Source organism: Veillonella fallax, from assembly GCF_020687175.1.
Taxonomy (GTDB): domain Bacteria; phylum Bacillota; class Negativicutes; order Veillonellales; family Veillonellaceae; genus Veillonella; species Veillonella fallax.
The window spans coordinates 1-25,775 of sequence record NZ_JAJEQD010000008.1 but is presented as its reverse complement, the minus strand read 5'-3'; the positions used below and the strand labels follow the sequence as shown (position 1 = coordinate 25,775).

General features: G+C 40.3%; 21 protein-coding genes. 5 read left to right on the top strand and 16 right to left on the bottom strand.

The features are described from left to right. Window positions 1–14: 14 nt before the first annotated feature. Both pfkB and LKD20_RS05110 read left to right on the top strand, forming a co-directional pair. Window positions 15–929, top strand: coding sequence for a 1-phosphofructokinase (pfkB, locus tag LKD20_RS05115; RefSeq protein ID WP_227721079.1), 915 nt, complete (start codon window positions 15–17; stop codon window positions 927–929). Window positions 930–962: 33 nt separating this feature from the next. Continuing rightward, the gene (locus tag LKD20_RS05110; protein WP_227721078.1) at window positions 963–2,945 is read left to right on the top strand and encodes a PTS fructose transporter subunit IIABC; all 1,983 of its coding nucleotides are present in this window, start codon (window positions 963–965) and stop codon (window positions 2,943–2,945) included. Between the two features lie 159 nt (window positions 2,946–3,104). Here LKD20_RS05110 and LKD20_RS05105 read toward each other — a convergent pair whose 3' ends face one another. Then, window positions 3,105–3,683, bottom strand: coding sequence for a hypothetical protein (locus LKD20_RS05105; RefSeq protein WP_227721077.1), 579 nt, complete (start codon window positions 3,681–3,683; stop codon window positions 3,105–3,107). Between the two features lie 8 nt (window positions 3,684–3,691). Further along, complete coding sequence (locus tag LKD20_RS05100; RefSeq protein ID WP_227721076.1) at window positions 3,692–4,276, bottom strand: hypothetical protein; 585 nt, start codon at window positions 4,274–4,276, stop codon at window positions 3,692–3,694. Between the two features lie 291 nt (window positions 4,277–4,567). Between LKD20_RS05100 and LKD20_RS05095 the strand changes: the two genes are divergently transcribed. Then, the gene (locus LKD20_RS05095; RefSeq protein WP_227721075.1) at window positions 4,568–8,245 is read left to right on the top strand and encodes a subtype B tannase; all 3,678 of its coding nucleotides are present in this window, start codon (window positions 4,568–4,570) and stop codon (window positions 8,243–8,245) included. Between the two features lie 151 nt (window positions 8,246–8,396). On the opposite strand, the gene cysK is transcribed toward LKD20_RS05095, so the two are convergent. The 14 genes from cysK to LKD20_RS05025 all read right to left on the bottom strand — a co-directional run bounded on the left by cysK (window position 8,397) and on the right by LKD20_RS05025 (window position 21,984). Next, entirely contained in the window at window positions 8,397–9,332 is a 936-nt protein-coding gene (gene cysK / locus LKD20_RS05090; RefSeq protein WP_227721074.1) for a cysteine synthase A, read from the bottom strand. Window positions 9,333–9,347: 15 nt separating this feature from the next. Next, a complete protein-coding gene (locus LKD20_RS05085) occupies window positions 9,348–9,797 on the bottom strand; it encodes an RrF2 family transcriptional regulator (protein ID WP_004698292.1) in 450 nt (149 codons plus the stop codon). Window positions 9,798–10,284: 487 nt separating this feature from the next. Further along, entirely contained in the window at window positions 10,285–10,848 is a 564-nt protein-coding gene (ahpC, locus tag LKD20_RS05080; protein WP_105089763.1) for an alkyl hydroperoxide reductase subunit C, read from the bottom strand. A gap of 187 nt (window positions 10,849–11,035) precedes the next feature. Further along, window positions 11,036–11,248 carry a hypothetical protein gene (locus LKD20_RS05075; RefSeq protein ID WP_227721073.1) on the bottom strand — a complete coding sequence of 71 codons (213 nt, stop codon included), beginning with the start codon at window positions 11,246–11,248 and terminating at the stop codon, window positions 11,036–11,038. Window positions 11,249–11,257: 9 nt separating this feature from the next. Next, window positions 11,258–12,868, bottom strand: coding sequence for a CTP synthase (gene pyrG / locus LKD20_RS05070; protein WP_227721072.1), 1,611 nt, complete (start codon window positions 12,866–12,868; stop codon window positions 11,258–11,260). A gap of 15 nt (window positions 12,869–12,883) precedes the next feature. Next, window positions 12,884–14,617 (bottom strand): arginine--tRNA ligase, encoded by a 1,734-nt coding sequence (gene argS, locus LKD20_RS05065; protein ID WP_227721071.1) that lies wholly within the window; start codon window positions 14,615–14,617, stop codon window positions 12,884–12,886. Then, window positions 14,583–15,041 carry a YwiB family protein gene (locus LKD20_RS05060; protein ID WP_227721070.1) on the bottom strand — a complete coding sequence of 153 codons (459 nt, stop codon included), beginning with the start codon at window positions 15,039–15,041 and terminating at the stop codon, window positions 14,583–14,585. The genes argS and LKD20_RS05060 overlap by 35 nt, the downstream gene beginning before the upstream one ends. A gap of 52 nt (window positions 15,042–15,093) precedes the next feature. After that, a complete protein-coding gene (locus tag LKD20_RS05055; protein ID WP_227721069.1) occupies window positions 15,094–15,375 on the bottom strand; it encodes a GIY-YIG nuclease family protein in 282 nt (93 codons plus the stop codon). Further along, window positions 15,365–16,006 carry a peptidylprolyl isomerase gene (locus LKD20_RS05050; RefSeq protein WP_105089769.1) on the bottom strand — a complete coding sequence of 214 codons (642 nt, stop codon included), beginning with the start codon at window positions 16,004–16,006 and terminating at the stop codon, window positions 15,365–15,367. The genes LKD20_RS05055 and LKD20_RS05050 overlap by 11 nt, the downstream gene beginning before the upstream one ends. A gap of 226 nt (window positions 16,007–16,232) precedes the next feature. Next, the gene (locus LKD20_RS05045; RefSeq protein ID WP_227721068.1) at window positions 16,233–17,009 is read right to left on the bottom strand and encodes an HAD family hydrolase; all 777 of its coding nucleotides are present in this window, start codon (window positions 17,007–17,009) and stop codon (window positions 16,233–16,235) included. Between the two features lie 8 nt (window positions 17,010–17,017). After that, the gene (locus tag LKD20_RS05040) at window positions 17,018–17,254 is read right to left on the bottom strand and encodes a DUF1653 domain-containing protein (RefSeq protein ID WP_005385326.1); all 237 of its coding nucleotides are present in this window, start codon (window positions 17,252–17,254) and stop codon (window positions 17,018–17,020) included. 44 nt (window positions 17,255–17,298) lie between these two features. Beyond that, window positions 17,299–18,372: an iron-containing alcohol dehydrogenase family protein gene (locus tag LKD20_RS05035; RefSeq protein ID WP_060924408.1), complete on the bottom strand. Its 1,074-nt coding sequence runs from the start codon at window positions 18,370–18,372 to the stop codon at window positions 17,299–17,301. Between the two features lie 144 nt (window positions 18,373–18,516). Beyond that, a complete protein-coding gene (gene brnQ, locus LKD20_RS05030) occupies window positions 18,517–19,848 on the bottom strand; it encodes a branched-chain amino acid transport system II carrier protein (RefSeq protein ID WP_119207057.1) in 1,332 nt (443 codons plus the stop codon). A 129-nt stretch (window positions 19,849–19,977) separates the two neighbouring features. After that, window positions 19,978–21,984 (bottom strand): molybdopterin-containing oxidoreductase family protein, encoded by a 2,007-nt coding sequence (locus LKD20_RS05025; protein ID WP_227721067.1) that lies wholly within the window; start codon window positions 21,982–21,984, stop codon window positions 19,978–19,980. Between the two features lie 580 nt (window positions 21,985–22,564). Between LKD20_RS05025 and LKD20_RS05020 the strand changes: the two genes are divergently transcribed. Both LKD20_RS05020 and LKD20_RS05015 read left to right on the top strand, forming a co-directional pair. Further along, on the top strand, window positions 22,565–23,704 hold the full coding sequence (locus LKD20_RS05020; RefSeq protein ID WP_005385319.1) for an Ldh family oxidoreductase: 1,140 nt from the start codon (window positions 22,565–22,567) through the stop codon (window positions 23,702–23,704). A 306-nt stretch (window positions 23,705–24,010) separates the two neighbouring features. Continuing rightward, window positions 24,011–25,648, top strand: coding sequence for an L-lactate permease (locus tag LKD20_RS05015; RefSeq protein ID WP_227721066.1), 1,638 nt, complete (start codon window positions 24,011–24,013; stop codon window positions 25,646–25,648). The last annotated feature ends 127 nt before the right edge of the window (window positions 25,649–25,775 follow it).

Here is a 25,775-nt window from a genome sequence, read left to right as displayed (position 1 = left end):
AAAGGGGAATTTGTATGATTTACACCATTACCTTTAATCCAGCCCTAGATTATATTGTTCGTCTTGATCAACTCAAGACGGGCACCATTAATCGCACCACCCAAGAGTACGTTCTCGGTGGCGGCAAGGGTATCAATGTATCCATCGTGCTCAACAACCTAGGCATGGATACAACGGCACTCGGTTTCATCGCCGGTTTCACAGGGGAAGAAATCGTAACACAACTGAACCAATTCGGTGTGAAAGAGGATTTCATCCGTCTCCGCGAAGGTTTAACGCGCATCAATGTTAAGGTGAAAGCCTCTGACGAAGAAACAGAAATTAACGGCCGTGGCCCTATCATCACAGACGACGAACTAGAAGCCCTCTATACACAGCTCGATGCATTAACTGAGCAGGATACATTGATCCTTGCAGGCAGTATTCCTTCTAGCTTACCAAGCGATATGTACGAACTCATTATGGAGCGCTTACAACATAAAAATATTCGCATTGTAGTAGATGCTACAAAAGATTTGCTTACACGGGTCTTACCTTATAAACCGTTCTTAATTAAACCTAACAATCACGAGCTTAGCGAAATCTTTGGTCGTACCCTTTCCACAAAGGATGACCTAGTAGAGGCAGCTAAGGCATTACAAGAGAAAGGCGCACAACATGTGCTCATCTCCATGGCTGGTGATGGAGCTATCTTAGTAGCTGCTGACGGCACTGTATATACAGGTCCTGCCCCTAAGGGTACACTCGTAAACTCCGTAGGCGCCGGCGATTCCATGGTAGCTGGCTTTATTACAGGCTTTGAAAAGACAGGCGACCTACAAGAGGCGCTCTACTGGGGTATCTCCAGTGGCTCTGCCTCCGCTTACTCTGAAAATCTCGCTACGCTAGCAGAAGTAGAAGCACTACTTTCACAAGTACGAGTTAACTAGTTTTCTATTTTATGTGCATCAAGGAGTACACATATGAAAATCACTGATTTATTAAAACCTCAATCCATTCTGCTGAATGCAGATCCAGTAAGTAAGGCCGATGCCATTTACACCTTAGGTGAATTAATGGAAAAAGGCGGCAACTTATCTGATAAAGCAGAATACTTAAAAGCTGTTTTCGCTCGTGAAGAATCTGGTTCTACAGGCCTTGGCGATGGTATTGCTACACCACATGCTAAATCTACAGGTGTAAAAGAAGCCGGCCTTGCCGCTATGGTCGTGCCTAATGGTGTTGATTTCGAAGCACTCGACGGTCAGCCATCTCGCTTATTCTTCATGATTGCTGCTCCAGAAGGCGCTGCCGATACCCATGTAGAGGTATTGAGTAAACTAGCAACTATGGTCATTGACCCAGACTTCAAAAACGCTTTAATTCAAGCAGGTACTGTAGACCGCTTCTTAGAGCTTATCACGGCTAAAGAAGACGGCAACTTTGATCCATCTGTAGAAGGCTTTATTAAACAACCTGAAACTCAAGAAGCACCAAGCATCACTGATACTATTGAAGAAAAAGCTACAGAAGCTATCGAAAAGGTGGCTCCTAAGATTTCTGTAGATAACCCTCACTATGAAGTATTAGCCGTTACGGGGTGTCCTACAGGCATCGCGCACACCTACATGGCTGCTGAGTCCTTAGAGCGCAAAGCTAAAGAAATGGGCATTTCCTTAAAAGTAGAAAAGAACGGTGCATCTGGCGTAAAAGATGCGCTTACAGCAGAAGAAATTGAACATGCAAAATGTATCATCGTCGCTTCTGACCGCCAAGTAGAAATGGCTCGCTTTGATGGCAAGCCTATGATTCAAACAAAGGTAGCTAACGGCATCAACAAAGCAGAGGAATTATTGCGTGAAGCTACAGCTGGTACAGCACCTGTATACCACGCATCTGCTGCTGACCGTGAATCCGCTGAAATCGCTGCTAGCGCATCTGACAGTGTAGGCCGTCAAATCTACAAACACTTGATGAACGGTGTATCTCACATGTTGCCATTCGTTATCGGTGGCGGTATCTTGATTGCCCTTGCATTCTTATTCGATACATTTGATCCTGCAAACCCTAAAAACTTCGGTTCCGGTACACCTTTATCTGGCTTCTTAATGCAAATTGGCGGTGCATCCTTCGGCTTCATGTTACCAGTATTAGCTGGTTACATCGCTATGAGTATTGCTGACCGCCCAGGTCTTGTAGCTGGTTTCGTTGGTGGCTTATTAGCTAACCAAGGTGGCTCTGGTTTCCTTGGTGCATTGATTGCCGGCTTTGCAGCAGGTTATTTAGTATTATTAGTTAAGAAATTAGTATCTGGTTTGCCTCAAGCATTAGAAGGTACAAAACCAGTTCTCTTCTATCCTGTACTCGGTGTATTGTTCATCGGTCTCGCTATTACCTTCGTAATCAACCCTCCTGTATCTGCACTTAACCACTGGTTAATGGACTCCTTACAATCTATGGGCACTACTAGCCGCGTATTGTTAGGCCTCATCTTTGGTGCTATGATGTCCGTTGATATGGGTGGTCCTGTAAATAAGGCTGCTTACGTTATCGGTACAGGTGCTCTTGCGACTGGTGAATATGGTATTATGGCGGCTGTAATGGCAGGCGGTATGGTTCCACCATTGGCAATCGCTCTTTGTACTACATTCTTCCCTAGCCGATTCACAGAGGCTGAACGTAAATCTGGTATCACAAACTACATCATGGGTCTTTCCTTCATCACAGAAGGCGCTATCCCATTTGCAGCTGCCGATCCAGTTCGCGTATTGCCAGCTTGCATCATCGGTGCTGGTACAGCTGGTGCGTTGTCCATGTTCTTCGAATGCACACTCCGCGCTCCACACGGCGGTATCTTCGTAGTTTCAACAATCGGTAACCCACTTCTTTACCTTGCATCCATTGCAATTGGCTCCGTTGTGGCTTGTATCATCTTGGCACTATTAAAACCGAGCCTAAAAAAATAATGGTGAAAGCTAGTATAATACTAGTACATATAGCAAAAACGTACATAGGCTAAATAAGTACATATAGTAAAAGGACTAGAACTCCTAGAGTTCTAGTCCTTTTCTTATGTAACACTATCGGATTACATCATTATAACTTATAAGATTAAGCACTATAAATTATTGGATTACATCATCATAAAATACGCCAAATACTTTCTTGAAAACACGATTTGCAACGTGATAGCTTTCAAAATCAAAGTCTGTAGGTGTTAAGAAGGTTACATGCTCATATCCTTTATAACCTGGTTGTGTAGGTTTTCTTTCACCATGCAACGTGTATTCCTGTTGAGCCTTAACAGTACCAACAATTCCAGAATCATCCATTTTTATATTCCATATTTCACCTAAATAGAAATCCGGAAATTGTTGTTTAAACTCTGGCATTCTTACGACTAAATTCGCAAAAGAATAATTTAAGTTATAGTCATAATGAATTGTGTATTCTCGAATCAAATTAGACGAAGGCAATACAACATAAATCTTAGTCTCTATACTTTTGGTACTGGTACTTGTGGACACATCTTTGACTGTACTCAACTCAATGTATTTACCATCTCCACCACCAGTATCACCTTTAGATATAATATGTTCAAAACGACTCGTATCTTGTAATTCCACATTAGAAACGGCTTTCACAGAATTAAAAAACACACACCATACGCATAAGATGGCCATAAAAAATAAGAAACGTTTCATATGGCACCTCATTTCACGACAATATCATCAAAATGCTGCTGATATGCAACGACAAACATGGCATCTGCTATAGCAAAAAGATCTCGATCGGAACGACTACGATCCAAAGGTCGTAATTGGTGCACTAAAGGAACTGTACTACTAACCTCAGTACCATCCCCATTAAATCGCTTCACCTCTCGTAAATCAATCTGTATGCCAGAATCATCTTGTGCTGCCTTTATAACCGCATACATAGATGGGGATGGCTGTACCACTTGACTAGCGTGTATTAAAGAACCTAGTGAATAATTAGTATTATATGTGGCCGTTACTTCATATTCAGTAATAAATGTACCACGAGTATATGTATAAACTGTATAAAAAGTACCTTTTATTTTATAATGTGGTGCTGCGTATTCTAGTGATTCTACAGAGTAAGTGTTTAAATAGTTTATTAGCCTATCCTTTGGATAAGTACCTTGATAGGAATCGGTTTTTTGATATACCTTTTTAAACTGAGGTGAACTATTTAACTCATTAATCGATATGGCTTGTGTCTGTATAGTGAAAGTAGCTAATACCGTACAGGCTAGCAAAAATTTTCTAAACATACTCTCTCCTTTATAATTAAAAGTCAATTAAATTACCAAAAGCATATCATATTTTATGGAAATATGTACATATAATAAAAAACTACTTCAAATCATTAGAAGCAATATGTAATATTCTATGCACTTTAAATTTATTTATATTTTCCTAATCTCATCTTCTTTACACCCATCCAGTATTCATCTATATTTTCATAAATTGTACAAATATATCGATTTATGTTAAACTATATAAATATAAATAAATTTTAAAATTATAAATTATTATTTGAAATCTAGTTCGGAGAGTAATTCATGAAATCATCTAGGAAACGTAAGGTTACCGCTGCATTTTTTGCAGCTGCAGCGTTGGGTGGTGTTGCCCACGCAGCCCCTACCCTCAACATGAATGATTTGGTAGGTTCGAACACTACCACTGAATCAACGACGCAAGGTACTACAAATGTAGCAACCCCAGTCGTGCGACCTATGGCTACTCAGCCTACCCCTTCAACTACACAACCAATAGTTGTTGCACCACAACAAGCAGCCGTAAGACCTGTACAGGCACAACCAATGGCTCCGGTTCGCGTAGCACCACCTCAAATGGTTCCTACACAAGCACAACAAGTTATGCAACCAAGTGCTACCACACAAGCGGCTCCAAAGGTAACACCTTTAATTCCCCGTGTACGTCCAGTACCGGTAAACGATATAGCAAAAGCTTTATCAGATCAACAAAGAGCCGTTTCACAGCCACAATATGTTGTTAATAAACAAACTAATTCTGTAATGGAACCAACATTGGCTATGCACAGCTTGATGAATGTACAACGTAAAACAGAACCTGTTACAGTACAAAAACAAGTTGATGGCAAACAACAAGTACAAACGACGCAAGTGGTACGTACGCCTGTAATGGTCCAACAAGAATCTACAACACCTTTAGTGATTGCTAATACAACTCAAACTAAAGCCGTTGTAGCCAAACAAAGATTAACTATTCGAGATATTCAACGTGCAGAGCGTGAACGATTAGCTCAACTAGCAGCCGAAGAAGCAGCACAACAATCAGGTGCAAATCAAGTTGATCAGCAAATGGTTGCGCAAAAGCAAGCTGAAGCTCAACGCCAAGCGGCTATTCTAGCAGAGCAACAACGTCAAATGGCTATGCAGACAGAACAGCAACGCTTAGCACAACAACAAGCCGAACAACAACGTTTAGCAGCTCAACAAGCTGAAGCTCAACGTCAAGCTGCTATGCAAGCGGAACAACAACGTTTGGCTGCTCAACAAGCTGAGGCTCAACGCCAAGCAGCTCTAAGAGCTGAGCAAGAACGTATTGCTGCTGAGCAAGCTGAACAAGCTCGTATCGCAGAAGCTCAACGTCAAGCAGCAGAACAAGAACGTCTTCGTATCCAAGAAGAACAACGCCGTATTGCAGCGCAACAACAAGCGGAACAACAACGGTTAGCGGCTCAACAGGCTGAAGCTCAACGCCAGGCTGCTTTAAAAGCTGAGCAAGAGCGTATCGCTGCTGAGCAAGCTGAAGCTCAACGCCAAGCGGCTATCCAAGCTGAACAGCAACGCTTAGCAGCTCAACAAGCTGAGGCTCAACGTCAAGCTGCTTTAAAAGCTGAGCAAGATCGTATCGCTGCTGAGCAAGCTGAGGCTCAACGTCAAGCAGCTTTAAAAGCGGAACAAGATCGTATCGCTGCTGAGCAAGCTGAAGCTCAACGTCAAGCTGCTTTAAAAGCGGAACAAGATCGTATTGCTGCTGAGCAAGCTGAAGCTCAACGTCAAGCTGCTTTACAAGCTGAGCAAGAACGTATTGCTGCGGAGCAAGCCGAAGCTCAACGTCAAGCGGCTCTAAAGGCTGAGCAAGAACGTATCGCTGCTCAACAGGCTGAAGCCCAACGTCAAGCAGCTTTAAAAGCGGAACAAGAACGTATCGCTGCGGAAGAAGCTGCTCGTCAACGTGCAGAAGCTGCTGCTAAAGCTGAAGCTGAGCGCCAAGCGGCTCTAAAAGCGGAACAAGAGCGTATCGCTGCTGAACAAGCTGAGGCTCAACGCCAAGCTGCTTTAAAGGCTGAGCAAGATCGTATCGCTGCTGAGCAAGCTGAAGCTCAACGCCAAGCTGCTTTAAAGGCTGAACAAGATCGTATTGCTGCTCAACAAGCAGAAATGGCAAGACAAGCTGCTATCAAAGAAGAGCAAGAACGTTTAGCTGCCGAACAATTAGCAAAAGAAGAAGCTGAAGCTGCTGCTAAGGCTCAAGCTGAGGCAGAAGCAGAAGCAAAAGCTAAAGCCGAAGCTGCTGCTAAAGCTCAAGCCGAGGCTGAAGCAAAAGCTAAGGCTGAAGCTGAGGCTACGGCAAAAGCTAAAGCCGAAGCAGAGGCTACTGCCAAGGCTCAAGAAAGCAAGTTACCTCAATCCTATGTAGATGCTCGAAATGAAGCTTCCACAAAGGGTTCTGCTGTAACAGAAGAGAAAAATATTTTATCTCAACCAATGGAACCACCATTACAAGCTGATTCTTCTGCAAAAATTAGCCTTGCATTCGATGCGAAAAATTATGAGTCCATGTCTACTACTGTAGATAATAAGGAAATCAAATATCGTGCCTTCGAATATATCCCTTACGTGGCTAATCCTATCGATATCGATCAACAGTACATGAATATCTATGTACCAGAAGAATACTTTAATAATGGCACTGTAAATGGTTACAATACACAAACAGCCCCTATCTTCATGCCAAATGCAGTAGGTGGTTACATGCCAAGCCAAGCTATGACACCTAAAGTTGAGAATGGCAAACCTAACAGTGTTCTTTACGCATTATCTCGTGGTTATGTAGTAGCTTCCCCAGCTACACGTGGTCGTACAAACAAAGCATCCGATGGCAACTTCATCGGTAAAGCTCCAGCTGTAATCGTTGACTTACAAGCTGCCACAGCATACTTACATGCTAACGACTCCACAATGCCAGGTAATGCAAACCGCATTATCACAAATGGTACAAGTGCTGGTGGTGCCGTATCCTTGTTACAAGGTGCTACTGGTAATAACTCCGACTTCCAACCATATTTACAAGCATTAGGTGCTGCTACAGCAGCTACCAATGTATATGCAGTTTCTGCCTATGCACCTATTACAAACCTTGATGCGGCTGATATGGCGTATGAATGGAGCTATAAAGGTATTACATCTTTCAATAAAGTAACAATGGGCCAAGGTGAATTGCCTCAAGCCAATGTAGGTGGTAACACAGCACCTCCACAACGCACAATGCAACGTGTGAACTTGAATGCTGATGATGTAGCATACTCCAACTTACTTAGTGAACACTTCCCTGAATACGTAAACAATTTACAATTGCGTGATGCTATGGGTCGTGTGTTGAAACTAGATAAGAATGGCAATGGTACTTTCAAAAATTATGTGAAAGCGTTCATCATTGATGCGGCTAATAAAGCACAAGCTAAAGGTACTGATTTATCTAAACATACATACCTTGTGCGAGATGGCAAAACAGGTGCAATCAAAGACATTAACTGGGAAGCTTACAACCAATTTGTAAGCCGTTCTAAAGCACCAGGTGCATTCGACTCTCGTTCTAATGACTCTGGCGAAAATAGTCTATTCGGTACAAGTACTACAGATAATAATCACTTTACAATTACTGCTTCATTACACGATACAACACCTAACCAAGATGTATACGTAGAAAATGCGAAAATCGTTACTATGATGAACCCAATGAACTATCTCGGTTCTCCAGCAGCGACAAATGCACACTACTATCGTATCCGCTATGGTACAGCTGACAGCAATACATCCGTTGCTATTCCATTGATCGTAGGTGCACGTGCTCAAAATCTTGGGTACAACGTAGATATGTCAACACCATTTGGTGTAGATCATTCTGGCGATTACGATTTAGATGAATTATTCAACTGGATGGACAATATCGTTAAAAACGGTAGATAATCAAAATTAAATACATACCATAACAAGAAAGGAGCTACCTAGTAGCTCCTTTTTCTTATAGAAAATTATAAGTAAACAAGAAAAACCCCTCTAACGAGGGGCTTCCTTATATGAGGAAAGCAATTTATCTACTTTCACCAATCATATGCTATTACACTTCAGGGAATAAAGCTGTAGACAAGTAGCGTTCACCTGTATCAGGAAGAATTACTACAATGTTTTTACCTTTATTTTCAGGGCGTTTAGCCAATTCTTGAGCAGCCCAAAGAGCAGCACCAGAGGAGATACCAACTAGGATACCTTCTGTATGACCAAATGCTTGAGATGTAGCAAATGCATCATCATTAGTTACTTGGATTACTTCATCATAGATAGAAGTATCTAAAGTATCTGGAATAAAGCCAGCACCTAAGCCTTGGATTTTATGAGGGCCTGGTTTACCATTGGACAATACTGGGGAATCAGTTGGTTCAACAGCTACAACTTTTACGCCAGGGTTTTGTTCTTTTAAATAACGACCTGCACCAGTCAAAGTACCACCTGTACCAACACCAGCTACATAGATGTCTACTGTACCATCAGTATCTTGCCAGATTTCAGGACCAGTTGTTTTGTAGTGAATTGCTGGGTTTGCTTGGTTTACGAATTGGCCTGCTTCGATGGCACCAGCAGTAGCTGTTACGATTTCTTTAGCTTTTGCAATGGCACCTTTCATACCAAGAGAACCATCAGTCAATACAAGTTGAGCACCATAACCGAGCATCAATTTGCGACGTTCGATGGACATTGTTTCTGGCATTACGATAACTACTTTATAACCAAGAGCAGCACCAACAGCGGACAAACCGATACCAGTGTTACCAGATGTTGCTTCTACGATTGTACCACCTGGTTGTAATTCACCAGATTCAACAGCCGCTTGAATGATAGCAGCAGCGATACGGTCTTTTACAGAACCACCTGGGTTGAAGTATTCCAATTTAGCGAAGATATTAGCATCTGCACCGTATTTTTTACCAAAACGTGTAGCTGCCAATAAAGGTGTTTTACCAATTAATTCGACGAAAGATTTTGCAATATTAGACATAATAGTTACTCCTTATTAAATAGAACCATCCCAATTATCATATTTTGTATCAAGCTTAGCGTAAGTTCCATCAATTACATCTTGAAGAGTTACGTTCTCTAAATAATCATGAATATAGTTTTGTAATCCTGCCCAGAAACCAACAGTACGTTCGTTAATTACTGTATCAGTACTCACCCCTTCATCAAGAGTAGAGATGATAGCCATGGACTCTTCCGTGGCAAGCAAAATTTCAATAATAGTGTACTCTTTAGGGCTTTTAGATAAGCGATAGCCTCCGTATTTGCCACGAATACTATCCACTAGGTTAGCGGCACCCAAACGAGCCACAATCCCCTCAAGGTATTTCTCAGATATACCTTGTCGTTCTGCAACGGATCGCAAGGAAACCGGTTTATCTTGACCCTGCTCTGCTAAATCGATGAGAACCATCAATGCATAGCGACCTTTTGTGGAAATCCTCATATATCTTGCCTCTCTTTGTAAAAGTTAGTGCTAACACACCCCATGTTATAAAGCACTTATCCTACTTTATTTATAAAACCTTGTGTATCACTAGGAATTAATTTCATTATAGACTACTAAATTCAAAAATGCAAGAACTTATTTCCTACTTTCATAAAGGGATATTGAAAAACCTTTAAAATACAAGCTTTATACAATATTTTATTTTATTTCTAGAAAAGCTTTTTCTAATCTATTACCTCTAAATAGATTAAAATCAATACACAATTCTAAGTATATAAAAATAGGTATATAACACAAAAGGACCAGCCCGAAGGCCAGTCCTTTTGCGTATAGTTTGTAGTTTGTTATATGAGGTTTACCATGATGAATTGGAGAGGGTTCATCTGGTATTGGGACTTACCGTATCGTCAGGAAAACGATGCGCGCCCGTTTTGTCATTTGAGGAGTTGTCTAGATTATTCTAGCGTTTTAGGTTATTTCTAAATTAGATTTTACCTACGAGATCAAGACCTGGTTTCAATGTGTCTTTACCTGGTTTCCAACGTGCAGGGCACACTTGGTCACCGTGTTTTGCTACGAATTGAGCCGCTTGTACTTTACGAACCAATTCTTCAGCAGAACGGCCGATACCCATGTCATGGATTTCAGCTGTGCGAACGAAACCTTCAGGATCTACTACGAATGTACCACGGTAAGCCATAGCGGATTCTTCTTGGAATACATCGAAGAAGTCAGCTAATTCATGTTTTTTATCCGCTAACATGTAGTACTCGATTTTATTAATGCTTGGAGAAGCATCGGACCATGCTTTGTGAACGAATTCAGAGTCACAAGATACGGAGTAAACTTCGCAACCTAGTTCTTTCAACTCTGCATAAGAGTTTTGTACGTCTTCTAATTCTGTAGGGCAAACGAATGTGAAGTCTGCTGGATAGAATACGAAGATGGACCATTTGCCCAATACATCTGCAGTACTAACTTTTACTAATTCAGGTTTTTTGAAAGCATCTAGAGTAAATTCAGGAAGTTTTTTACCAATAATAGACATGTTATGTCCTCCTTCATTGAGTTCAAATGTAACAGTTATATTATTATCGGTGTACTTATCACCAAATCTATATCTATCTTTGTCTATATAATAACAAATATCATTCAATATTGCAAGTGTTATTTTTAGATTTATCGATATATTTTTCCAGCTTTTTTCGATATAAATAAAAAAAGAAGAAAGATGCTCATTTCTGAGCATCTTTCTTCTTTTTACGTACTACAACAGATTTACTACTTATAGCATGATCAAAGGCTATTAGTCCTGCTAGATTAGCAACACCTCGGCGTGCTATATGCCCCGTCGTAGATTGTTCTTTACCTGATTTACCATATACAAACTGCTCTAGTTTGAGAGCAGCTAATATAAAGATACCTATAATAGATAAAATGGATCCCATTTTTGTTCTCTATTTTTTAAGTTCCAAAATTGCGTCCACGAAGCCACGGAATAATGGATGCGCATTATTTGGACGGGATTTAAGTTCTGGGTGAGCTTGTGTACCAATAAAGAATGGATGGTTCTTCACTTCGATACTTTCCACTAAACGACCATCTGGAGATGTACCGGAGATAACAAGGCCAGCATCAGTCAATTGTTGACGATATTCATTGTTGAACTCATAACGATGACGATGACGTTCATAAATCAAATCTTTACCATAAGCTTCATGAGTTTTTGTACCGGCTTCCACTTTACATGGATAGATACCAAGACGCATTGTACCGCCTTTTTTATCTACATCAACTTGATCACTCATCAAGTCGATTACTTTATATTTAGCGTTTTCGTCGAATTCGCTAGATGTAGCACCTTCCATACCGCATACGTTACGAGCAAATTCCATTACAGCAGATTGCATACCAAGGCATAAACCGAGGAATGGAACATTGTTTTCACGAGCGTATTGGATTGTACGGATTTTACCTTCTACACCACGAGAACCGAAACCACCAGGTACAACGATACCATCAACACCTTCATATACTTCTTTAGGGTCTACAGATGTATCATCAAGTTCTTCAGAGTCAATCCAGCGAAGGTTAACTTTAGTACCTGTAGCGATACCTGCATGATCTAATGCTTCCACTACGGATAAATACGCATCATGCAATGCTACATATTTACCAACGATGGCAACTGTAATGTCTTTGCTTGGATTCAAGATTTTATGAACCATTTCTTTCCATTCAGTCATATCGCAAGGGCGTTCTTCAAGACCCAATTTTTTGATAACAATGTCATCAAGACCTTGGTCTTGCATCATCAATGGCACTTCATAGATAGAGCTGCAAGTTTGGTTTTCAATAACTGCTTCTGGTTCTACGTCGCAGAACAAAGCAAGTTTTTCTTTCATTTCATCAGAAATGTGTTTTTCGCTACGGCATACCAAGATATCTGGTTGAATACCAATGCTGCGCAATTCTTTTACACTATGTTGTGTAGGTTTAGTTTTTAATTCCCCTGCAGCATTGATGTAAGGAACCAATGTTACGTGAATATAAAGTACATCGTTACGGCCTACTTCTTTTTTCACTTGGCGGATAGCTTCCATAAATGGCAAGCTTTCAATATCACCTACAGTACCGCCGATTTCAGTGATAACTACATCAGCATTATCCTCTTTACCTACGCGGTATACGTTTTGTTTGATTTCGTTTGTAATGTGTGGAATTACTTGTACAGTGCTGCCCAAGTAATCACCTTTACGTTCTTTATTAATTACAGACCAGTACACTTTACCAGCTGTAATGTTGGAACGTTTGCTAAGGTTAATATCGATGAAGCGTTCATAGTGGCCCAAATCAAGGTCAGTTTCAGCACCGTCATCTGTTACGAATACTTCACCATGTTGGTAAGGGCTCATCGTACCAGGGTCGATATTAATGTATGGGTCAAATTTTTGAATCGTTACATTGAAACCGCGGTTTTTGAGCAAGCGACCCAAGGATGCTGCTGTAATCCCTTTACCAAGAGAAGAAACAACGCCGCCAGTTACGAAAATATACTTAGTTGCCATGATGCCTCCCACCTATTACATTTTTTCCGGAGCGGAAATACCTAAAATACCCAAGCCTTGACGAAGTACAAGGGCAATCGCTGTGATTAATCCTAGACGAGCTTGTTGCAACGCTGGATCTACGCCAATGATACGACCTTGACGGTAGAAGGAATGGAACATGCTTGCCAAATCGTATAAGTAACGAGCAATACGATGTGGTGCACGATGTTCGGCAGATTGAACTACCTCTTCTGGATATTCAGCTAATTTCTTAATTAATTCTAATTCCATTTCGCTTGTAAGCGTTGTGAAATCAGTTTCACTATAATCGCCAAATGCGATGCCAGCTTCACGCACTTGGTTGTAAATGCTGTGAATACGAGCATGAGCATATTGGATATAATACACTGGGTTATCATTGCTGCGAGATTTAGCCAAGTTAATATCGAAATCAAGTTGGCTATCTAGAGAACGCATCAAGAAGAAGTAACGAGATGCATCTACGCCAACCTCTTCAATCAATTCATCTAATGTAACGCTGTCGCCGCTACGTTTGGATAATTTAACGAGTTGTCCATCACGGAACAATGCTACCATTTGTAATAACAATACTGTTAATTTATCTGGGTCATAACCAAAAGCAGCCATAGCAGCTTTTACACGGCATACATAACCATGATGGTCAGCGCCCCAAATATCGATCATTTCTTTGAAGCCACGATCATATTTATTGCGGTGATATGCGATATCCGCCGCCAAATATGTAGGAACTCCATTATCACGGATAACTACGCGGTCTTTATCGTCGCCATAGTCAGTGGATTTCAACCACAAAGCACCGTCTTTTTCATACACTTTACCAAGAGCCTTTAAGGCCTCTACGGAGTGATGAATTTCATCAGCTTCATGAACAGTACGTTCAGAGAACCAATTATCGAAAGTAACACGGAAATTGCTTAATGTTTCCTCTAAGCGAGCTAATTTTTCTTTTAAGCCCTCTTCTTTAAACAATGCTACACGATCAGCTTCGTTCATTGCATTTAATTTATCGAAGCCTTCTCGTTCTGCAATAGCTTTTGCAGTCTCAATGATATCAGGACCACGGTAACCATTTTCAGGGAATACGAGAGCCCCTTCTGGAATATCGAATTCAGGCATGGAACCATCTTCGTTGCGTTTAGGTGGGAACACTAATGTAGCACCTTGCAACTCTTGGAAACGGTATTCAATGGAGATAGCCATATTATCGATTTGGTTACCCGCATCATTGATGTAGTACTCGGATTGTACATTGTAACCTGCTGCACGCAACAAGTTTACAAGTGCACTACCATACGCAGCACCACGACCATGGCCGACATGTAACGGACCTGTTGGGTTCGCACTTACGTACTCTACTTGAATCGTATCGCGTGCACGCAATGGTTGAACACCATACTGATCGCCAGCATTTAAAATAGCTTTCAACGTATCGTATACCATATCAGATTTCAAGAAGAAGTTGATGAAACCTGCACCAGCAACCTCAGCGCGTTCGAGCCAATCAAAATTCATATGGCTAATCAAAGCCTCTGCAATAGCACGAGGGTTTTGACGAGCTACACGAGCGGATTGCATAGCGATATTTGTAGAAAAATCACCGAATTCTTTTTGAGGTGGCACTTCGAGAACGATTTCTGGATATTCCCCAGCTGGTAAGCCACCGCTGTTAATCGTATCTTGTAATGCCTGTTCAATCCCCGATTTCAGGATTTCCTTCATTTCCATGCTCTGTATCCTCCCGCACGTCTATATCTAACTGATTATAAAATTGCCATTCACCTTCGACGGAAATGTCATATCCTAAATGAACATGACCTACGCCTTCGTGAAAGTCTACTGTTAATTCATGAGTGTTCACGGCCATGTGTAAATCACCATACGGTGTTTCATACACGGATTCGCGCTCTTCACCACGGACATATTGATGACGCATATTCACAGCCCCTGTTCGAAGCAATACAATAGAGTCATCATGGATTTTAATGGTCGTCTTAACCCCATCCATGCCCGTCACACTAGATTCTTCGTAACGCACATACTGTGTATTACCCTTTTTATGTGACGTACCAGGGGAAATCAGCTCCACTACGGTATCCTTGCCGTCCATATCTCGTTGTACACTTTTTACGGACACTAGAACCCGCTTCATTTCGTAACCTCCATGGCAGTAATTAATCATCATATTATACCATAATCAAGGACTATTTTGCACCCTCAATGAGTTGCAATTTCTTAGTCTTTGTCATCTGTTTTATGGCATATTCTCTACGTTGTGCATCCTGTTTATTGTGAAAGCTTTCAGAATATACCAACGTAACAGGACGTCGCCCGCGAGTATATTTCGCACCGCCTGGAACATGTCCATTATGAGCCTCCATACGGCGCTTAAGATCGGTAGTCCACCCACAATACAAAGAATCATCTGCACAACGCACTAAATACACATAGTGTCGCTCTTCAGACTTGGCCTCCTTATTTGCCATTTTTTGCATCATCAGTAATCGGTTCCAACGTAATAGTATTGATGATTACTGGCTCTACTGGTTTATCATTGCGACCAGTTTTTACTTTGCCAATTTTTTCAACTACATCCATACCTTGTACTACGGTACCAAAGATAGTGTGTTTGTTATCTAACCAATCTGTAGGTCCCAATGTAATAAAGAACTGAGAGCCACCTGTATTAGGGCCACGGTTTGCCATGGCAAGAACGCCCATTTTATTGAAGTGTAAATCATTGGAGAACTCATCAGGAATTGTATAGCCTGGACCGCCAGCACCTGTACCATCTGGATCTCCGCCTTGAATCATAAAGCCTTCGATAACGCGATGGAATGTAACACCATTATAGAAACCTTTTTTCACTAGGTAATCAAAGTTTTTTACAGTAATAGGCGCTTTAGAGCCTAGCAAACGAACTTTGAATTGACCATAATTTGTATCAAAAATAGCATACTCATCAGCAATTGGCGCATTAGAGAAATTAGGCATGGTTACAGATTCTGCCTTTACAGTATTACCTTGTGGTTGCTCCCCACTTTTTGTGCCACAAGCTGCTGTACCAAGCATTGTAATCCCCAACATTGCGCATAAAGCCAAGCGTTTCCAGTTCATAGTTCCCCCAATATATTGTTTATACTAACATGTATGTAAAATTCACATAGAAAAGCCGCTCAACCCGTGAGCGGCTCTTTTTTAGTATATCATGTTTTAGAGAAAATTTGGTTTAAATAATTATTAAATTTACCAATTTATATAACCTTATACTTTCAGTTATATATTAGTTATTATTTACCATCAAATTGTTCAATTTTTTAGTCTACAATGAGGACATTAGAACTCAATCAATCCACTTGAAATGCTTACACGCATTATAGATGCCGTCCTTATCACAGGCAGTAGTGATATAATCAGCTTTTTCTTTTAATTCAGGTCGTGCATTCCCCATAGCAATGTTAAGCCATTCCGGTCTAAACATAGATAAGTCGTTATACCCATCGCCAAAGACAACAGCTTGATTAGGCTTCATGCCAAAATAATCCAGCATATTGCGAATGCCTAAGGCTTTTTCCATTGGTTCATATAAAACACAGCCATCGCCATAACGGATGAGCTTGTGTGTCATATGCTCAATTTCTTTCTCCTCTTCTTCCCCTTCTTTGAAGAACACATAAATCTTGTAAAATTCTTCTACACTATGAAAGTCAAAATTAGGGTCTACTGTCGTTTTAAATACATCCCAATTCGGATGCCAATCTAAAATTTCTTTATACGGCGTAATTCGTCCTAATTTATTCCGATCTGTTACAGCCCAAGGAATATTGTGGGATTCTAGGTACTCCAAATACTTTATACACGCATCACGATCCATACCTATCATGGATACTAATTCATTATTAACGGTCACACTATGACCGCCATCTGCTACAAAATCTGTAAGCCCCGCTTGTTCCGCAAAGCGCTTTGCATCTACTTGGATACGGCCTGTCGCTAGTGCTACCCGATGGCCACGGCGTTTTAATTCATCTAAGCTATATTGAGCACTGTCAGGGATTTTACCTTCTGGCCATACAGCTAATGTATTATCGATATCGAAAAAGAAAAACTTCTGTTCCACAGGCCCTCCTAATCACGTCCGCTCATTAGCTTAAACCGTTCTTTTTGTTCTACATCAGGATATTTTTCTTGATCCACATCACTCAAAAACATATCTAGTGGTCGTACATATAAGTCACGTTGATCATATAATTTTTGATACACTACGAACTGTTCACTCGTTTCCGAATGAGTTGCAACATCTAACACATAATAGTACATGCCTTTAAAATGACGATATAAGCCACCCTTTACAATTTTTCGCATTTATAACCTCATCACATAACATACACAAACGGTTACAAATTATATTAATCAAGAGATTCCATATATTGAATAGCCTTAGTCAACATATCTGCAGTAATTTTGTACGGAGATACATCAATATCATGAACAGATGTAGCCTTTTCAACAATTTGAGGAATATGCGATGCAGTAAGACCTAACTGTGAAAGTTTAGTAGGCCAACCTAATTCGCGGTATATTGGCAACCACCGTTGTAATTCATCCATTTGTTGGTCAACGGTTAACAAAATAAGTAAGCCATATGCTACCATTTCACCATGCAAATGGTTTTCTTCTGTTTCTTTATTAGTAACACAGCCATAACATACAGCATGAGCCATATTACTATTATATGCCATAGGAACACAACCCGATACAATACCGGTAGTAAAGATAACAGTCATAGCAATGGTATCAAATGCATCACTACGTTTTTTAGCTTGACTGTCTTTATAGGCTTGTATACCATGTGCTAAAATTGGTTCACTACACATAGAAGCTAGAGTAAGGCCTAACTGAGTATTATAATCTTGCTCACGATTGCGAGCAGAAAGATGAGTTTCATAGTGTTTTGCAATAGTATCTCCCATTCCCGCCCACAAGTAACGGCTTGGTGCTTCTACGAGAATATCAGCATCAATAAAGCAGTGCACAGGAGGATGATTTACAAAGGCTACGTCATCAAAAGTATGCTCTGCAGTGTATACAGCTGCTACTTCTGACGTTGCAGCACAAGTAGAGGCAATGGTCGGAATTGTAAAGAATGGTTTATCATCTAACTCTAGAGCTACTACTTTTACCGTATCCATGGCCTTACCGCCACCAACAGCAAACATAAAGTCCGCATCTTTTACAGAAGCCATTTGTGCAATTTCCTTACCTCGAGCGAAAGTACACTCTCCACCAAAGTGAATAATATCTAGCACTTTAATCCCTGCTTTATCAAGCACTGGACGAATGTGTGGCAAAGCTTTAGAAAGAGCTGTCTCACCACCGATGATAGCTACAGACTTACCATATAATTTTGTAAATTTGGGAATAGCGTCAAACACCTCATGACCGCCAAAACTATAACTAGGTAAACAATGAGTACTACGCATAAAATCTTCCTTCCTTCTTTCATTATCTATATTTCTTATTATAGAAACTTCTACTCACAAAATCAATTTTATATGACAACCCTTAAGACACTAAAAAGGTTCTATACTTTCACCCAAAACGAAAGTATAGAACCATTAATGATATTATTTATTTTCGGACACAAGACCTTTATGGATAAGACCTACAACGAAGCCTAATACCGCAAAGCTCACCCAGCCCATCCCAGCAGCCTGGAATGGAATGTATTGAGTAAAGAGCTGTTCCAATGCAGCAGGTGCAATACCTGCCGTTTCAAGACCAGTCATAAGAGCAGAGATCATTGTGAAAGCCATTGTCCATGCGTATACGCAACGACGACCACCGAACACATTGTGAAGAAGTGCCAACAAGATGATTACAATCGTTAACGGATACAAGAGCATCAACACTGGAATCGCTGCACTGATGATTGTTTTCAAACCGAACATGCTAAGACCAAATGCTGCTACGGAGAAGATTACTACATATAATTTATAGCTAATCTTCGGTGTCAACTTGTGGAAGTACGTACCACAAGAAGTGATAAGACCGATACTTGTAGACAAGCAAGCTAGAAGAACGATGATAGCCAAGATAATTTGACCGAATTCACCGAACAAGTAGTTAGCACTTACGGACAACACAGGAGCACCTGTATCAAACAAACCAAAGCGTTCAACACTAGTAGCACCAATGTTAGCGATAAATACATAAACAATACCGAGAAGACCTACAGCAATAGCGCCTACTTCCATTACTGTTTTTGTAATAACCGCACGAGATGTAGCGCCGCTAAGACGTACAAAGTCGATTACAAGAATAGCAAATACTACGGAAGCCAACGCATCCATCGTATTATAGCCGTCCAAGAAACCTTGCAACACAGCTGTAGGTGCATCACCATAAGCTGGTTGTGGCACTGCATAGCCGCCTAGCGGAGTCATAAAGGATTTAATAATTAACAACAGAATTACAAGTAGTAATGCTGGTGTCAAAATATTACCGATACGATTAACAAGCTTTTGTGGACTAATGGATAACCACAAAGAAACACCAAAGAATAATGCCAAGAAAATTGGTTCCATATTCATGCTTAAACCTTCTGTGAAAGGTTTAATTGCAATTTCATAAGCTACAGTACCAGTACGTGGCGTCGCAAACATTGGACCGATACTCAAGTAAAGAGAAATTGTGTACAACAAGCCATAAATCGGATGAACACGGCTCGCTAACTCTTCAACATCTTTACAGGAGGAGTACCCCATCGCTGCAACACCTAATAGTGGAAGGCCTACACCTGTTAATACGAAGCCGAGCAAAGCCCAACCTACGTTATCACCAGAATGTTGACCTAAGGCCGCTGGGAAGATCAAGTTCCCTGCCCCAAAGAATAGGGCGAATAACATCATGCCTATAGCCCAATAGGCACGGGCAGATAATTTATCATTACCATTCATAAACGTAACCCCCTTCAGGTTATATATAAAAATAATATTACTATTATAATCCTAATGAGGATATGTATGCAATAAAAATATCCTTGTTATGATATATCAGCATAATATTATTCCTATAAGTAAAGGAAATTAAACATCCGCCTTTTTAATGTGAACTTGCACATCATAGAATGTGCTACCCCAACCTTGATCCGTAGGTCTATCTGCTGTAAGCGCATTGATAGCTACATTTGGATCACTAGATTGTGATTGCCACCACACACCAAGTGTTACTAATGTACCTCGTTGTACCTCTTCATCATAGTAAGCTCTAATTTTTACACTACCATGATTATTATAGATTTCCACTTCATCCCTATCATTAATGTTATATACCTTTGCATCTTCAGGGTTGATACGAAGTTTCATAAGCTCAGGATCATCAAACTCGAGTTCACAGAAGCTAGAATCTAAAATACGAATATCGTTCCCTATGATGAGCCAGAATGGTGCATTATCTCCATATGGCGGCAAATAACGAATTAATGGTTCCACATTATTTGCATTATATAGCTCTATTTTTCCAGATGGCGTTTTAAAATCTAATTTATAATTTTCAGGCAATGTCATCTCTACAGGTTCACCTTGTAAGATTACATCTTGATCGACCTCAGATATACGACTAGATGTACGAACAATTTGTTCTATTAACTCCCGTTCACTAAGGTTAAAGAATTCATCTTGAAGCCCCATTCGTTTAGCTAGCTCAGAAATCACTTGCCAATTGGATCGAGATTCACCAACAGGATCGATTAATTTATAGCCAGTTCCGATGGTATAGTGCCCATAAGAGTTATATATATCATCATGTTCTACAGATGTAGTGGCCGGTAAAATAATATCCGCATATTTACATGTGTCGGTAAAGAATCGTTCATGAACAACCGTAAATAAATCATCTCTCATCAAGCCTTTTCGCACTACATTTTGATCAGGTGCTGTTATAGCCGGATTACTAGAGAATACATAGAGACTATGCACAGCTGTACCTGATGGGTTTGTAAGCATTTCACCTAGTTTAATCATAGGCATCAATCGCTTTGCTGGTGCATCCACATGAGCCTGTTGCATCACTTCTTTGCCCACAAACTTACTACCACTAGCACTCGATAATAAGCCACCGCCTAAATGTTGCCAAGCTCCAACTACAGCAGGTAATGCATTAATAGCACGACAGTTCATAGCACCATTCCCATAGCGTGACAACCCACTGCCAAGACGTATAAATGGAGCCTTAGCGTTAGCGTATGCATGAGCAAACTCGGTCATACGCTCTACGGAAACGCCACAAAGCTCAGATGCTTTTTCCGGTGTAAAATCAAGCAACACATCGTTTACAAGCTCATCATAACCTTGTACATGTTTCTTAATAAAATCTATATCTGCTAATCCATCTCGATGAATAATATGAAGCATACCTAACGCTAAGGCGACATCACTACCAGGTTTTACGTAAATATGTTCATGAGCTTGATTAAAGGTATATGTTTTATGAGTATCTATAATCCAAACTCGAGCGCCATTCTTTTTGGCTATATTTACATCATGTAAGATATGAACATCGGTAGCAGTCGCATTAATGCCCCATAAAACAATTAAATCGCTATGTTGTGCCTCTTGCGGTTTAATGGCTAATGTATCACCGTAAACAGCGCGGAAACCTGCCTGCTTAGCGGGAGAGCAAATCCCACGGTCTTGATCTGTCGCCCCAATACAGCGGAAAAAGTAATCTGCTGCTGGGCTTTGAATAACTCCCATAGTGCCGGCATAGGAGTAGCGTAAAATACTTTCACTACCATAAGTACTAATGGTATCTTTAAAATTATTAACAATGATATCTAATGCCTCATCCCAGCTGATACGCACATATTGATCTTCTCCAATACCTTTCTTGCCAACCCGTTTCATTGGGTACTGTAAACGCAACGGAGAATGAACTACTCGTTCATAATGCGCCATCTTAGGGCATAATGTACCTCTTGTAAAAGCATGATCTTTGTTACCACGAACAGATACTACTCTATTATTCTCTACCGATACGATTAGACCACATGCATCTGGACAGTCATACGGACATACTGATTTGTATTCTTTCAAAATAAGCACCTCGCTTATCAATTATATAAACTATATGATGTATATTTATATTATATTACAGCATCCTTTGTATAAGTGTAACCTTTAATACATTTTCTAACTTTGTAAAGATTAAGAATACTGCATATATTGCATAACAATACATTCAGTTATCACAATACGTTAATATACTCATCAATATTTTTTATATATAATACTGAACATTTCAAGTTTTATCGATATTTATCCATTCTCATTCTTACTCAAAGCCTAAACAGATATACTAATAAGCTCTATAAAAATACTGCAAATCTATAAAAAAATTATGCAATCATAACTAAAAGTCATAACCATATAGTTTTAGGTATAATCAGTTGTTTCAGTAACTGCCCTAGGAATATGTGACAAACATCACCGGTACGTATGCGTATTTAGTAATGTGTTTCAGACTGTAAGACTATTCAATCTCACATCTTTCTGTGCTATACTGACATTGTCATTTGAGAGGATATAGAGCTCATAAGAAATCATCTTAATTTCATGATATCTAAATTTGGAGTTGCTATATCAGGTACATATTTTCTGAAAAGAGGTTTTAACGATGGCAGACGCAAAAAACACTGTGTTATTCCCTTATGAAACATTGAAAAAATTAAGCATGGACGCTTTCCAAAAATTCGGTTTCTCCGAAAAAGAAGCTGACATCATCCAAGACGTACTTTTGACTTCCGACTTGTTCGGTATTCAAAGCCATGGTATGCAACGTATGGTTCGTTACCACAAAGGTATCACTAATGGCTTGATCAAAATCGACGCAAAACCTGAAATCGTAAAAGAAACTCCAATTTCCGCAGTTATCGACGGTCATGACGGCATGGGCCAATTGTTGGGTCACATGGCTATGGAAATGGCTATCGAAAAAGCTAAAAAATCCGGTGTTGGTATCGTATCCGTACGTAACTCCAACCACTATGGTATCGCTGGTTACTATGCTAAAATGGCTTCCGACCAAGGCTTAATCGGTTTCTCTTGTACAAACTCCGAAGCAATCATGGTTCCTGTATATGCTCGTAAAGCTATGCTTGGTTCCAACCCTATCGCTTGGACTGTACCTGCTGATCCTGTTGACTTCTTCTTCGATTGCTCCACTACAGTAGTAACTCGTGGTAAACTTGAAATGTACAACAAAATGGGCAAAGCTACTCCAGATGGTTGGGCTGTTAACAAAGACGGCGTTCCTTCCACTGATGCAGCTGAAGTATTGGGCAACATCTCCCGTCATGAAGGCGGCGGTATCCTTCCTTTAGGTGGTGCTACAGAAGTTCTTGGCGGCCACAAAGGTTATGGTAACGGCATGATTGCTGAATTATTCTCCTCCATCTTGTCTCAAGGCGGTACTTCCAACAAATGTATGGTTGGCGGTAAATCCAACATCTGCCACGGCTTCATGGCTATCAACCCTGAATTCTTCGGTGACCCAGCTGAAATCAAAAAACACTTCTCCCAATTCTTACAAGAATTACGTGAAGCTCCTAAAGCTCAAGGTCAAGACCGTATCTACACTCATGGCGAAAAAGAACATGAATCTGTTGCTAAAGTTAAAGCTGAAGGCATCCCTGTACTTAACGGTACAATGCTTGAAGTTCAAGACCTTTGCAATGAATTAGGTTTAGACTTCAAATCCTACTTCGGCGATTATGTACCAGAAGCTCCTGCTACAATGTTCAAAGGTAACTACTAATACCTAAGACCTTACAAAGGCCCTAACGTGGACATGTAGTCAGTAAAGAAGGGGACATAAACACTGTTTATGTCCCCTCTCTTATATTTTTTTAATCTCATTAACCTCAAAACCATGAGGTTAAAAAATTTTAAGAGATATATTAATTTTTATGATAAGTTTATCTGTTATTTTATTGTAAGCTTTTATTTTAACTGAACTTTTACAACTTAATACAATAGCGATTTACTCATCAATTAAATTGATTAAGCTACATCGTCCTGTTAAGCATATATTTTTATTTTTCTTGAAAGGATGATTTTAGAAATGAGTGCTATCACCGTTCTATTAGCGCTATCTCCAATCATTTGGTTGATCGTAGCGTTATCCATCTTGAAATTACCTGCATGGCAAGCAACAAGTGTTGCTGCAATCGGTTCTTTCATCATCGCTATTACAGCATTCCAATCTGACCCATTCATTATGGTCACTGGTGCCCTTGAAGGTGCCGCTTTGGCAATCTGGCCAATCCTATTAGTTATTACAGCTGCTATCTTCGTTTATAACTTGGTAGTACATACGAAAGCAATGGAAACTATTAAAACAATGCTTTCCTCTGTAACATCTGATACTCGTGTACTTGCATTGTTACTTGCATGGGGCTTTGGTGCCTTCATGGAAGGTATGGCTGGCTTTGGTACTGCCGTTGCAATTCCAGCTGCTATGATGGTTGCAGTAGGTTTTGACCCACTAAAATCTATCATCGCATGTCTCGTTGCTAACTCCGTACCTACAACATTCGGCTCCATCGGTATTCCAACAACTACATTGGCATCCTTAACAAGCCTTGATCCAAGCCATTTAGGTACATTCATTTCCGTACAATTATTCTTACTTAACCTTATCGCACCATTCTTCGTTGTTATGATTATTGGTGGCGGTGTTAAAGCGTTAAAAGGCGTATTCCTTGTTACATTACTTTCCGGTTTAGCATTAGCTGTTCCTGAAACTGTAATCAACGCTGTAATGGGTCCAGAATTATCCGTAATCTCTGCATCCATCGTTATCATGGCAGTTATCATTATCTGTGCAAAAATTATGCCTCCTAATGATCCTGAATACGCAGTTAAACAAACTGGCGAAGTTCCTAAAGTTTCCGGTGGCGAAGGCCTTGTAGCTGCAATGCCATTCATCTTGATCTTCGTATTATTGTTATTAACTTCCAAATTGTTCCCTGCAATTAACGGTCCTCTTGCGTCCATTAAAACATCTGTACCTATTTACCAAGGTCCTGGTGCAAAACCTTACACATTCGTATGGATTGCAACTCCTGGTATCATGATCTTCATCGCTGGTATTGTTGGTGGTTTCATCCAAAAAGCAAAAGCTGGCGAAATCTTCGGTACATTGGGTTCCACAGTTAAAAACTTGAAATTCACATACCTTACAATCATCACAGTTGTTATGACAGCTAAATTGATGACTTACTCTGGTATGACTGCAGATATTGCGAAAGCAATGGTTGCTGGTACAGGTTCCTTGTATCCTCTATTCGCTCCTATCGTAGGTGCGTTGGGTGCCTTCTTAACTGGTTCCGGTACAAACTCCAACGTATTGTTTGGCCCACTTCAAATCGCTGCAGCTCAAGGTTTAGATCCTACAAACTTCGAAGACCTTGGCTTCTGGTTGGCAGCAGTTAACTCCGGTGCAGCTGGTATCGGCAAAATGTTGTCCCCTCAATCCATCGCGATTTCTATTGGTGCCGTAGGTCCTGCTTTGAAAGCATACCTAGAAAACCACAAAGAAATTGGTTCTGAAGAAGCTCACAACTTAGAACATGAAATCGAAGCAAGCGTTATCATGAACAGCGCATTCAAATACTTCTTGATCTTCATCATTATGCATGGTTGTATCTCCTTCTTCGGTCAACATTTCATCCATGAAATTCACCACTTCTTCTTCTAAGATTTGGTAACATAAAAAGAACAGCTCTTAATGAGCTGTTCTTTTTTATTGGGTTATAGGACAAAACGTGTTGGTACTTTAATCCCAATCATTGAAAGATAATTTGTCATAGTTATGCAAATCACCC